The following is a 12,816-nucleotide window of genomic DNA, read 5'->3' as shown; positions in this document are numbered from 1 at the left end:
GCCAGCATCGAATGTTCGTTACCGCAACAGCGCGCCTACCGATCCTTCACCGTCTCCATCGCCACGAAGGTCGAGGTCTGGGCGACGTGGGGCAGGGCGGAGATGCGCTCGCCGAGCACGCGGCGGTAGGCGGCGATGTCGGTGGTGCGGACTTTCAGGAGATAATCGAAGCTCGACGCCATCATGTGGCATTGCTCGATCTCCGGCACCGTTTGCACGGCGCGGTTGAAGGCGTCGAGCGCGGCCGAGCGGGTGTCGGACAATTTCACCTGGACGAACGCGACATGGCCTTCGCCCATGCGCTCGCGATCGATGATCGCCTGGTAGCCGCGGATGATACCGTCCTTTTCCAGCCGCTTGACCCGCGCCTGCACCGGCGTCTTCGACAGGCCGACCTTTGCCGCGAGTTCCGACATGGAGAGCCGGCCGTCGCTGCCCAGCGCCGACAGGATATTCCTGTCGATGCGGTCCAATTGGTCTTCTGTCATCGAATTTTTGGTCAAGTTGGAGGAAATCAGGCCAACCGATAGATCAATCGACCTCTTCTGTCGATTTCTTTGGACCGATCGAAACCAAAGCTTTGTGCTAGCTTGCGACATTCGGTCCGGTGACCGCCGGACCGCTCTCTGATGCTCGCTCTACAGGACCGTCATGCCAGCGCTCGATGCCATCCGCCAGCAGATCCGTGCCAATTATTTGCCCGACGAAGACGAGGCCGTGAAGCGGCTGGCCGAAACGACAGGGCTTTCGGAGAAAGAGCGGAAGGCGATCTCGGCCCGCGCCGCCGATCTGGTGCGGGCGGTGCGCGGCTCGTCCGATCCGCGGTTGATGGAGGTCTTCCTGTCCGCCTACGGCCTCTCCACCAAGGAGGGCGTGGCGCTGATGTGTCTGGCCGAAGCGCTGCTTCGGGTACCCGACACCGAGACGATGGACGACCTCATCGCCGACAAGATCGCGCCGCATGACTGGTCGGCGCATTCGGGCGGCTCGAGCTCGATCTTTGTCAATGCGTCGACCTGGGCGCTGATGCTGACCGGTCGAGTGCTCGAGGAAGGCGAGGACGGCATCGAAGGCACGCTGCGCGCCATGGTGCGCCGGCTGGGCGAGCCGGTCATCCGCAGGGCGGTCGCTGCCGCCATGCGCGAAATGGGCGAGCAGTTCGTGCTCGGCCGCACCATTGCCGAGGCCGTCAAGCGCGGCCGGCCGATGACCCAGAAAGGCTATCTCTATTCCTTCGATATGCTGGGCGAAGCGGCTCGCACCGAGGCCGACGCCCTGCGCTATCTCAAGGCCTATGCCGACGCCATCTCCTCGCTCGATGCCGGCGCCAATGGTCCCGACATTCGCCAGAACCACGGCATCTCGGTCAAGCTCTCGGCGCTGCACCCGCGCTATGAAGTGACGCAGAAGGAAAAGATGCTGCCTGTGATGGCCGAGCGGCTTTTGTCGCTGGCGCTGGCGGCACGCCATTCGCGCATGGGCCTCAATGTCGACGCCGAGGAGGCCGACCGCCTCGACCTGTCACTCGACGTAATCGAGCGGGTGCTGGCCGAGCCGGAACTCGCCGGCTGGGACGGTTTTGGCGTTGTCGTCCAGGCCTATGGTCCGCGCGCCGCCCTCGTCATCGACTGGCTCTATGCGCTGGCGAAGAAGCACGACCGCACCATCATGGTGCGGCTGGTCAAGGGCGCCTATTGGGACACCGAGATCAAGCGAGCGCAGACGCTCGGGCTCGACGGCTATCCGGTGTTCACCCGCAAGACCAACACCGACGTGTCCTACCTCGCCTGCGCGAAAAAGCTGCTGTCGATGACCGACCGCATCTATCCGCAATTCGCCACCCACAATGCCCACACCGTCGCCGCCGTCCTGTCGATGGCCGGGGATCGTGACTCCTTCGAGTTCCAGCGCCTGCACGGCATGGGCGAGGCGCTGCACGAGACGGTGCGGCGGGCCGAGGGTACGCGCTGCCGCATCTATGCGCCGGTCGGCGCCCATTCCGACCTGCTTGCCTATCTGGTCCGCCGGCTGCTCGAAAACGGCGCCAATTCTTCCTTCGTCCACCAGCTCACCGACGAGGAGGTCGAGCCGGAGGATATTGCTCGCGACCCGCTCGAGACGGTCGAGAAACAGGGTCCCGCCGCCAATCCGGCGATCCCCAGCCCGTCGGCGATCTTCGGTCCTGCCCGCCGCAACTCGAGGGGGTTCGACATCACCGATCCGGTGACGCTGGCCGCGATCGACAAGGCGAAGACCGAGTTTGCCGGCCCGGACCGCTGGCACGCCAAGCCGATCACCCGTGCCGCCGGCTACGGCAAGCAACGTCCGGTGGTCAATCCGGCAAAGCCCGACGAAGTGGTCGGCACGGTCAGCGAGGCCACCGCCAAGCAGGTCGCGACCGCCGTGCGCATCGCGGTGGAGGCACAGCCGGCATGGGCGAAGCGCGCCGTCGCCGAGCGCGCCGCCATCCTCAACCGCGCCGCCGACCTCTATGAGGCCAATGCCGTCGAATTCTTCGCGCTCGCCAGCCGCGAGGCCGGCAAATCGCTGGCCGACGGTGTCGCCGAAGTGCGCGAGGCAGTCGATTTCCTGCGCTATTATGCCGCCGAAGCTGCCAATGCCGAACCGGGAACGCAAGCGCGCGGCGCGATCGCCTGCATCTCGCCGTGGAATTTTCCGCTCGCCATCTTCACCGGGCAGATCGCGGCAGCACTCGTGACCGGCAATTCGGTCATCGCCAAGCCGGCCGAGCAGACGCCGCTGATCGCCTTCCGCGCGGTCGAATTGCTGCGCGAAGCTGGTGTGCCGGAAGACGTCATCCAGCTTCTGCCCGGCGACGGCCCCTCGGTCGGTGGCCCGCTGACCGCCAACCCACGCATTGCCGGCGTCTGCTTCACCGGCTCGACCGAGGTCGCCAAGCTGATTGAAAAGCAACTGGCCGAGACTGCAGCGCCCGATGCCATGCTGATCGCCGAGACCGGCGGGTTGAATGCGATGATCGTCGATTCCACCGCGCTTCCCGAACAAGCGGTTCGCGACATCCTTGCCTCGGCCTTCCAGAGTGCCGGCCAGCGCTGCTCGGCGCTGCGTGTGCTCTATGTGCAGAAGGACGTCGAGAAGAAGATGCTGGAGATGCTGAAGGGCGCGATGGAAGCGCTCAGCCTCGGCGATCCCTGGCGGATCTCGACCGATGTCGGCCCGGTCATCGACGACGAGGCACAAAAATCGATCCGCGACTATTGCACCGACATGGGCCTGCAGGGCCGGCTGATCGCCAAGCTCGAAGCGCCGAAGAATGGCCGCTTCGTGGCGCCGCATGTCTTTCGGGTCAAGGGCATCGAGGACATGGAGCGCGAGGTGTTCGGGCCGGTGCTGCACGTCGCCAGTTTCGTCGCCGACGATATCGACGGGGTCATCGCCGCGATCAACCGCAAGGGTTATGGCCTGACCTTCGGCCTGCACACCCGCATCGAAGGCCGCGCCCAGCATTTCGTCGACGGCATCCATGCCGGCAACATCTATGTCAACCGCAACCAGATCGGCGCCGTGGTCGGCTCGCAGCCGTTCGGCGGCGAAGGGCTTTCCGGCACCGGACCGAAGGCCGGTGGGCCGCACTATCTCAGGCGCTTCCGCAAGGGACCGCAGGCGGGCACGCCTATTCTTGACGGCCGCAAGGTGACGGCGACTGAACTCGCCGACAATCTGCCGGACCCGGCGCTGGGCGGCTGGTCGACGCGGGCGGACCGGGTGGCGGTGCTGAGGAAGCATTTGCGCGGCAAGGGTGCTGCGGCCATCGGTGCCGCCGCCAGCATCGATTTCGGCCAGGTCGATTTGCCCGGACCGACCGGCGAGGCCAATACGCTGTCGCTGGCGCCGCGCGGCCGCGTGCTCTGCCTGGGGCCGGACGCCGACACGCTGCTTGCCCAGACGATCCAGGCGCTGGCGGCCGGCAATGCGGTGCTGGCCGTCGCGCCCGGCGCGCCGGCGGCACTGTCGCCGCTGACCGGCAAGGGCCTACCGCTGGCGGCCATTGACGGCCGGCCCGACCCGGTCGAGGCGCGCGCGCTGCGCGTCGACGTCGTTGCCTTTTCCGGCACGCCCGAGGCCGCGCGTATCGTGCGCAAGGTGATCGCCGACCGCGCCGGCCCGATCGTGCCGCTGGTCAGCGAAGTGCTCAACCCGGCGGCCTATGCGCATGAGCGCGCCGTCTGCGTCGACACCACGGCTGCGGGCGGCAATGCCAGCCTGCTGGCCGCAGCGTAGGATTCCGCAAGGCTCGCTCATCGCGGGCAGGGCAATCGCTTCAGGTTTGCGCTGCCGGCGAAGCTGCCAATCTCCCCCTTGTGGGGGAGATGCCCGGCAGGACAGAGGGGGGTGTGAAGGATCGCCGGCTTTGCTTTTTTCTGCCCGCCATGTGCCGAACGTTGCGGTCTGCAAATTGATCGAGTTGTGCGCGTCAAGTTCTGCGAAAGAGTCATGGTGGGAGCAGGCATGCCTTTGATCAGCAGGCCGGCGGGACAGCGCCCCCCTCTACCCTGCCGGGCATCTCCCCCACAAGGGGGGAGATTGGCAGCTTCGCCGACGGCGCCTATTTCGTCAGGGCGCTGCGGCGATCGTTCGCCTGAGACTACTCACGCGCCCTCGACGACCGAAAAGCCTTCGAAGCAGGCATGCCTTTGATCAGCAGGTCGGCGGGACAGCACCCCCCTCTGCCCTGCCGGGGCATCTCCCCCACAAGGGGGGAGATTGGCAGCTTCGCCGACGGCGCCTATTTCGTCAGGGCGCTGCGGCGATCGTTCGCCTGAGACTACTCACGCGCCCTCGACGACCGAAAAGCCTTCGAAGCAGGCATGCCTTTGATCAGCAGGTCGGCGGGACAGCACCCCCCTCTGCCCTGCCGGGCATCTCCCCCGCAAGGGGGGAGATCGATAGCTTCGAGGTCACGCGCCTTCGACGACCGAAAAGCCTTCGAACTGCGGATGGCCGAGATAGTGCACCTTGGTGGAGCCGGCGTTGCGGTGCGCGGCGCGAAAGTTCTCGGATTTGGTCCAGGCGACAAAATCCTCATGGCTTGCCCACACGGTGTGCGAGGCGAACAGCGTGTAGCCTTCGGCCTCGTTGACCGGACCGCGCAGCAGATGAAATTCTTTAAAGCCTTTCATCTGCGAAAGGCTTGAATCACGGTTCCTCCAGACGTCCTCGAAAGCGGCTTCCGAGCCATTCTGGACCTTGAAGCGATTCATGGCGATGTACATTGGCCGTCCTTTCGTGACTGCAGTTTATGATGTGTGTTGGAATGCCTGAAACGATGAGGCGCAGGGTGTTAAAATGGACCAATCCGCGCTTTAAACACCCAGCTTGACTTGCCGGTTTCGGTTGGAATGGGAGGGAACGGCGCTTGCTTGCGCACCAGTGTCAACGCGAATTGATCAAGCTCCGCAGAACCTGAGCTTTCGGCAAGCTGTATGTCGCTGATGCTGCCGTCGGCCATGACAACGAAAACGACCCTGGCATTGTTGCGAGCGCTCGCCTGTATCGCTTTCGAAACACGACGGTTGGCGCGGGCAAGCTTCTTCTGAACTTCACCGCTGTAGCGGGATTCTATCGCATTGCCTGCCGCTGCCTGCTCCTTGCCCTTGCTGGAAGCCACCGCGGCGCGTTCCTCGCCATCCGCCGCGCCGCGGGCCTCGTTCGTTTCGTCGGCTCTGCCAGGACCTGGTGTCGGGCTCGGCCTTGGCGTCGGGATCGGCGGCTGTCCGACATCGACAGGGGGTGCCTCGGTGCTTTCGGCCGGAGCAGCCGGCTCTGCCGGCGTTTCGATCTTCGGCGCCACGCTCTGCTCGTCCAGACGCGGGGTGTCGGCCATCATGTCTGGCGCGGCAGTGGTTTGTTCGACAATCTGCGACAAGGGCGCGGGGGGTTGCGCGGCCATTTCCCTGATGGGCCGGTCCCCGGTGGGCCGGTCGGCAGGCGGCTCGGGCTTGACCTCAGGCTTGGCCGGCTGCGGGTCGGGCACCAAGGTAACGCTCATCGCGCCCGGACCTTCCAAGTCGCTGCCGACCACGTTGGCGCCGGTTTGATCGGCGCCTTCCATCTGGATTGCATCCTTGGAATCGGACATGCCGCCAGGTGCGATGAGAAAAGCGGCCGCCACCGCGACATGAAACAGGCAGGAGGCGATGATCGCTGCCATCCATTTGCGGCTCATGGCTGACGGTCGGACCGGCGCAAGCGGTTCGGTCGGCGCAATCGCCAGGTCGCCACTGGCGTCGGGGAGAGGACTGATCATCTGCATGGCTCGCGACGAGACCTGCAGCGACCGGTGCGGACTTGTCAAATCAAGATCGTTTGCGTTTAGCGGCAACAGAGCGGAAGTGGCCAAAGGCCCCGCCACCATTTTTCCTTGCGAGCGCGGGCTCCAGTCCCACCGTCTTTTCAGACCCCGAAGGCGATGCCGGTCTTGGTCTCGGTCTTCAGTCCACGCATGCAAGCGTCCGGCTGGATGCCGGTGCCGGCGCATTCGGTCGCGCTGTTGATCAGCACGCGGCTGACCTTGGCGCAGTCGGCGCCGGCAAGATCGAAACGCGTCACCTTGGTCTTGCCCGCCGGCAGGTCCTTGAAGTCGAGCACGGTCAGCCGGTCGACGACGCCGGCCTCGTTGAACAGCGCGATCTCGAACGCCGCTTTCGAGAGGTCGGCGCCGAGCGTGTTGTTGACCACGAAGGTCAGACGGCAGCCCTTGTCGGAGGGTTGTGCGCCATTGAGTTCAAGCGTGAGAGCAGGGGCTGGCGCGGACTGTTGCGCCCACGCCGGACCCAGCACAAGCGGCATCGCCAGCACCGAGGTCAGCAGGCGAAGCGATGCCGTCAAGCTTGTCATTGTCGTCAGCCTCCAAACCGCATTGTCGCCGCCAACTTCAATGTGACGCCTGGCTCGTAAATTACACTCGTCGCCGATGCATTCAACGGGTTGGTGTATTTGACGTCGAACAAATTGTCGGCGCGAAAGTCGATCTTGAAATTGTCGGTCGCCTGGTAGCTGGCGAAGGCATTGACCAGGGTGTAGTCCTTGGCCACAGGGTTGCCCTTCGGCTTGCCATTGTACTGCACCTCGCCGCCGACGGTCAGCTTGTCCTCCAGAAAGCGGAAGCCGACTTGCCCGGTGACCTGGGAAGAGGGGACGGTAACAAGGTCTGCCCGCTCGCCGTCATAGGAGATGGTGTGGCCATCGATGATCGAGGCCGAAAGCCCGGCGAAACCCCAGCTGGCGTCATAGATGCCTTCCATTTCGAAGCCGCGGATCTTGGCCTTTGCGAAATTCTGGTACTGGAAGCAGATCGGGATGCCGGGGCCGAACGGGCAGCCGCTGGTCGGGTCGAAGGCCGACAGGGTGACGCCGTCGATGTAGTCTTCGACGTCGTTGTTGAAGTAGGCCGCCTTGAAACGAAACGCGTCGCCGGCTTCGAGGATGTCGTCCTGCTTGTAGTTGACACCGAATTCGACGGTCTTGCCGATTTCAGGCTTCAGATCGGGATTGGGGAGAAACGGAAAGCTGACGCCTGCCGGATGGTTGCCGCTGATGAGGGTTTCCGACAGCGACGGGGAGCGATATCCCTCGGCATAGGTGCCGTAGAATTGCAGTCCCGCAAGGCTGGCGGTTTCGAACGGCGAGACGCCGACGGTGATGCGCGGCGACAACCGGTCGCCGGAGGTTTCGCCGATATCGCTTTCGAGCTTGTAGCTGTCGTAACGCAGCCCGGCGATAATCTCGAGCCAGTCCCAGGTGAGCTTGTCCTGGACGTAAGCGCCGGAAACGTTTCGCTTGCCCGACGGGGTATAGAAACTGTCGCCGCCTGCGGCGCCACCCGTCTCGACGTCGTCGCCAACCCAGTCGCCACCATAGGTCAGCTCATGCGCAATGCCGGCGGTCTCGAACCGCGAGGTGTTCCAGATGTCGATGCCCGAAGTGCCGACATCGAAAGTCGACATCGAACCCGCCGGCAGGACGATGGGAAGACCGGTGACTGGATCAAACCGGTTTTGCGGAACGAGGCTTGTCATCTCCAGCTTGGTCTTGTTGTAGGAGGCGTTGACGTGGAGATCGAGCCAGCTCTTGTCCTCATCGGTGATGTTGTAGCGCGCCGTGAAGGTATTCGCCTCCAGGTCGACGTCGTTCACCGGCGTGCCGCCGCTGACTTCGTTCCAGCCGTCGCTCGTGCCATTCCAGCCCAGTTTTAGTTCGCTGTTTTCGCTGGGGCGGATGGTCGACTTCAGCAGGCCGCTCAAGACATCGAAGCCGGTGCCGTTCTCCGTATCGCCGTCGCCATCCTTGTAGTCGTCATAGTCGCGATAGACGATGTTGCCGAGGACATCCCAGTTTTCATTGAAACGGTAGGCGCCGGCAGCACTGGTCGTCCAGCCTTCGCCGTTGCTCTCGTAGCGCCCGGTCGCGGACGCCGCCCATGTCTCGCCGTCGCGAAGATAGTCTTCCGCGTCCTTGGTCTCCAACAAGATGACGCCGCCGATGGCGCCTGAGCCGTAGGTGTTGGCGACCGGGCCGCGGATGACGTCGACGGATTTGATGAGCTCCGGGTCGATATAGAAGGTGGATTGCGTGCCGTGGTCGGAGCGCTGGAAATTTTGCCGCGCACCGTCGACAATCACTGCGACGCGGCCGAAATCCTGCAAGCCACGGATGTTGATGCTGGAGCTGGCGCGCCTTGCGTCCGCCTGGACCGCTACACCCGGCACACCCAACAGCATTTCGTTAGGCGTCGTCGCCATGCGGCGTTCCAATTGCTCCTGATCGACATGGCTGACTGAAGCCAGGGAATCGATCGCCGTCTCGCCGGTGCGGCTGATGACCAGGATCTGGTCGAGCAGCGTTGCGCCTGCCGCGGCCGGCACAGCCTCTTCAGGCGTCTGCGCTTGCTCGGCCTGCTGCTGTTCCGTTGCAGGTTGGGCGGCCTGTTGAGCATTGGACGACGGGGTGAGCAGCGCGATCGCCGCAGCACCCGCCAGCAATGCCGCCATGCTCTTTGCCATTAATCGATGCGCCGGACTTCGATGCGCGGGACCTCTATGCTCCGGACCTGGGCTGCTATTCGCCAGACCCAGCCGTCCCCAAGTCGCCAACCCCATGCCCCAACTCCAAAGTCCAGGTTCGATGCTGGCTGGCTTGGCGCTTGCTGGCATTTTTCGTCGTGTCCGGCGTCTTAAATCTTGACTCACTTACTCCGGTATTGCACTGACTAATAAACATGATATTTCAAGTCAAGAAATGAATCGGCATCTACGCAACGCCTAGCCAGACGCCCGGCCCAGAAAAGGGATCGAACCAGATGAACACGCACAATCCCGGTGACTTTCGCTATCGCGTCCGCCGTTCCGACGACAATTCGGCTCGTTTCGATCGGGTCCCGTTGACGGTGAGGACTCTGTCCAGCAACACGCTGTTCCAGGGCGAGCACGAGATCGGCATCGAGCATCACGGGGCGCTCTACCGGCTGAAGATCACCCGCCAGGGCAAGCTCATCCTCAACAAGTAGGTAGTAAGATATGGACCAGCGCGTAAAGCCCGCGCCGCACGAGATCCGGCGGGCGCGGGCAGACAATCCGAAGACGCGCGAGCGCGACCTCGCCGCCGAGCTCGGCATTTCGGAGGCCGAACTGGTCGCGGCGCATTGCGGCGACGGCGTCGTCCGCATCGAACCGCGCGTCAACGATCTTCTGACCGGCCTCGACGCGGTCGGCGAGGTCATGGCGTTGACCCGCAACGAAAGCGCTGTGCACGAGAAGATCGGCGTCTACGACAAAATCGTCACCGGCAACCACAATGCCATGGTGCTTGGCGAGAACATCGACCTGCGCATCTTCCCGAAAGTCTGGACGCACGGCTTTGCCGTCGAAAAGCGCGACGGTGGCGATATCCGGCGCAGCCTGCAGTTCTTCGATGCGGCAGGCGAGGCGGTGCACAAGGTGCATCTGCGGCCGGCGTCCAATCTCTATGCCTATCAGAAGCTTGTGGCCGAACTCGAATCGCCGAACCAGGAGTCGACCGTTGCGATTTCAGAGGAGGGGGCGATTTCAGAAGGCGGGCTTGAAAACGAGGCCGAGGCTTCCGACGCTCCCGCTGATGTCGACGATCTGCGCGACCGCTGGAGCCGGCTGACCGACGTGCATCAGTTCTTCGGCATGCTGAAGACGCTGAAGCTCGACCGCCGCCAGGCGATGCGCATGGTCGGCCAGGATTACGCCTGGCTGCTCGACAATGATGCGGTCAGCGCCATGTTACATCATGCCGCCGAGGGCGAGATGCCGATCATGTGCTTTGTCGGCAGTCGCGGCTGCATCCAGATCCATTCGGGCCCGATCAAGTCGATCAAGCCGATGGGCCCCTGGATCAACGTGCTGGACGAGACCTTCCACCTGCATCTGCGAACCGACCACATCCAAGAGGTCTGGGCCGTGCGCAAGCCGACCAAGGACGGCCATGTCACGTCTCTCGAAGCCTATGGCGCCGACGGCAAGATGATCATCCAGTTCTTCGGCAAGCGCCATGAAGGCGAAAGCGAACGCGAGGACTGGCGGTTTCTGGCAGAGAACCTGCCGCGCATTCCAAGTCCGACCGCAGCCTGAGGATAACGACAATGGCTCCTTTGCTTAAACAGGCGCGTGCTTTCAGAATGGCGCTTGGGCCGGCGATCGGCCTTTCCCTGGCCCTTGCCGCAATGCTGCCGGCCCGTGCCACCGAAGGCACGCAGGTCTTTGCGGACCCGTCGAAGATAGCGGCCATCGGCGGTTCGATCACCGAGATCGTCTTTGCGCTCGGCGAGCAGGATCGGCTGGTCGCTCGCGATTCGACCAGCCGTTATCCCGAGGCGGCGCTCAAGCTGCCTGACGTCGGCTACATGCGCCAGCTGTCGCCGGAAGGTGTGCTGTCGGTCAATCCGTCGGGCATCCTGGCGCTGCACGGCAGCGGGCCGAAGCAAGCCGTCGACGTGCTGAAGAAAACGAGCATCCCGTTCATCGAGGTGCCCGAGCGTTACGACCATGAAGGCATTCTCGAAAAGATCCGCATCGTCGGCAAGGCGCTTGGCGCCGACGCCAAGGCCGATGCGCTGGCAGCCGAGATCGATGCCAAGCTGAAGGCCGCCGAAAAGCAGACCGCTTCGATCAAGGACCGCAAGAGCGTCCTGTTCGTGCTGTCGATGCAGGGCGGCAAGATCCTCGCTTCCGGCAGCGACACTGCCGCCGACGGCATCATCAAGCTTTCCGGCGGTGTCAATGCGGTTGAGGGCTTCTCCGGCTACAAGCAATTGTCCGACGAGGCTGTCATCACCGCCAGGCCCGACGTGATCCTGATGATGAACAATGCCGGCCCTGCCGCATCGGATGACGAATTGTTCGCGAACCCGTCCATCTTGTCGACACCGGCGGGTGCGGCGCGCAAGGTGATCCGCATGGATGGCGGCTATCTGCTCGGCTTCGGGCCGCGCACCGCCGACGTCATCCGCGATCTTGCCGCCTCGCTTTATGGCGGGCAGGCCGCGGACTGAGCGGGCGCCCGATGGTGGATCAAGCGATCGCTGGTGCGGGCACTATGGCGGCAGCATCCGACGGCGACCGTTCGAGGCGCGCGCGTATCGCCATCCTGCTTCTGTGCCTGGGACTTGCCGTTGCCGTCCTGTTGTCGCTGACCTCAGGCGCATCCGATGCCTCGGCCGTCAGCGTCGTTGGCGATTGGCTGTTGGGTGCAGCACCCGGCAATGAGGCGCTGAGCGCGCGCGACCGCCTGATCGTCTACGACATCCGCCTGCCGCGCGTCATTCTCGGTGTGCTGATCGGCGCCGCACTTGCCGTCTCCGGCGCGGTGATGCAAGGGCTGTTCCGCAACCCGCTGGCGGACCCCGGCCTCATCGGCGTTTCGGCTGGATCGAGCCTCGGCGCGGTGGCCGTCATCGTGCTTGGCGCAACGGTGCTGGCGCCGGTAACTTCGGTGCTGGGCACACTCGCTCTGCCGCTGGCGGCTTTCTGCGGCGGGCTGGCGACGACATTGATGCTCTATCAGGTCGCCACCAGGCAAGGCCGAACCTCGGTCGCCACCATGCTGCTTGCCGGCATTGCGCTGGCGGCCCTTGCCATGGCGCTGACCGGCATCCTGATCTTCATGGCCGACGACCGGCAGTTGCGCGACCTGACCTTTTGGCAACTCGGCTCGCTTGCCGGCACGACCTGGCAGAAGATCGGTTCCGTCGGGCCTGTGATCGTGCTGGCGCTGGCGGCGATGCCGTTCCTGGCGCGCGGCCTCAACGCGCTGGCGCTCGGCGAAGCCACCGCCGGCCATCTCGGCATCCCCGTGCAGCGGCTGAAATACACTGCCATCATCGGCGTTTCGGCGGCGGTCGGGGCGTCTGTTGCCGTCAGCGGCGGCATCGGCTTTGTCGGCATCGTGGTGCCGCATCTGCTGCGCCTGGCTATCGGCCCGGACAACCGTTATTTGCTGCCGGCCTCGGCCCTGCTTGGCGCTTGCCTGCTGCTTCTGGCCGATGCCGTCGCCCGCACCATCGTGGCGCCGGCCGAGCTGCCGATCGGCATCGTCACCGCGATCGCCGGCGCTCCGTTCTTCCTCTGGATCCTGCTGCGTAAGCGTGGCGTCATCGACCTATGAGAGACCATTTGGAAACTCTACTCTGGCGGCCATCTGATGGCGTCTTCTGCGCTTCCGGTGCTCACGGACCAGCGCATGACCCCGGAAACCGATTTCGGTTTCCGGAAAGGATCATGCGCAAATGCAAAGTGTTAGAGCGTCCTTTGC

The 12,816-nt window shown here is 64.1% G+C and carries 10 protein-coding genes; 5 read left to right on the top strand and 5 right to left on the bottom strand.

The features are described 5' to 3' along the window. Positions 1-35: 35 nt before the first annotated feature. Positions 36-488, bottom strand: a complete 453-nt coding sequence (locus tag AC0L3N_RS31865; protein WP_473551545.1) for an Lrp/AsnC family transcriptional regulator — start codon at positions 486-488, stop codon at positions 36-38. A gap of 163 nt (positions 489-651) precedes the next feature. Here AC0L3N_RS31865 and putA point away from each other — a divergent pair, with 163 nt between their 5' ends. After that, the gene (gene putA / locus AC0L3N_RS31860; RefSeq protein WP_473551544.1) at positions 652-4,263 is read left to right on the top strand and encodes a bifunctional proline dehydrogenase/L-glutamate gamma-semialdehyde dehydrogenase PutA; all 3,612 of its coding nucleotides are present in this window, start codon (positions 652-654) and stop codon (positions 4,261-4,263) included. Positions 4,264-4,940: 677 nt separating this feature from the next. Here the strand turns inward: putA and hmuQ are convergent. The 4 genes from hmuQ to AC0L3N_RS31840 all read right to left on the bottom strand — a co-directional run bounded on the left by hmuQ (position 4,941) and on the right by AC0L3N_RS31840 (position 9,044). Next, complete coding sequence (gene hmuQ / locus AC0L3N_RS31855; protein WP_473551542.1) at positions 4,941-5,255, bottom strand: heme-degrading protein HmuQ; 315 nt, start codon at positions 5,253-5,255, stop codon at positions 4,941-4,943. A 68-nt stretch (positions 5,256-5,323) separates the two neighbouring features. Continuing rightward, complete coding sequence (locus AC0L3N_RS31850) at positions 5,324-6,289, bottom strand: energy transducer TonB family protein (RefSeq protein WP_473551540.1); 966 nt, start codon at positions 6,287-6,289, stop codon at positions 5,324-5,326. A 146-nt stretch (positions 6,290-6,435) separates the two neighbouring features. Next, positions 6,436-6,879, bottom strand: a complete 444-nt coding sequence (locus tag AC0L3N_RS31845) for a hypothetical protein (RefSeq protein WP_473551539.1) — start codon at positions 6,877-6,879, stop codon at positions 6,436-6,438. A 5-nt stretch (positions 6,880-6,884) separates the two neighbouring features. Continuing rightward, positions 6,885-9,044, bottom strand: coding sequence for a TonB-dependent hemoglobin/transferrin/lactoferrin family receptor (locus AC0L3N_RS31840; protein WP_473551537.1), 2,160 nt, complete (start codon positions 9,042-9,044; stop codon positions 6,885-6,887). 296 nt (positions 9,045-9,340) lie between these two features. Between AC0L3N_RS31840 and hemP the strand changes: the two genes are divergently transcribed. The 4 genes from hemP to AC0L3N_RS31820 are packed head-to-tail and all read left to right on the top strand — an operon-like array spanning position 9,341 to position 12,669. After that, complete coding sequence (gene hemP / locus AC0L3N_RS31835) at positions 9,341-9,547, top strand: hemin uptake protein HemP (RefSeq protein WP_473551536.1); 207 nt, start codon at positions 9,341-9,343, stop codon at positions 9,545-9,547. A 10-nt stretch (positions 9,548-9,557) separates the two neighbouring features. Next, positions 9,558-10,637 (top strand): hemin-degrading factor, encoded by a 1,080-nt coding sequence (locus AC0L3N_RS31830; RefSeq protein WP_473551534.1) that lies wholly within the window; start codon positions 9,558-9,560, stop codon positions 10,635-10,637. 11 nt (positions 10,638-10,648) lie between these two features. Further along, positions 10,649-11,557: a heme/hemin ABC transporter substrate-binding protein gene (locus AC0L3N_RS31825; RefSeq protein ID WP_473551532.1), complete on the top strand. Its 909-nt coding sequence runs from the start codon at positions 10,649-10,651 to the stop codon at positions 11,555-11,557. An 11-nt stretch (positions 11,558-11,568) separates the two neighbouring features. Beyond that, positions 11,569-12,669: a FecCD family ABC transporter permease gene (locus tag AC0L3N_RS31820; RefSeq protein WP_473551531.1), complete on the top strand. Its 1,101-nt coding sequence runs from the start codon at positions 11,569-11,571 to the stop codon at positions 12,667-12,669. The last annotated feature ends 147 nt before the right edge of the window (positions 12,670-12,816 follow it).

The sequence above is a fragment of the Mesorhizobium sp. WSM4807 genome, assembly GCF_055811615.1.
This window is presented reverse-complemented; position numbering and strand designations above follow the sequence as displayed.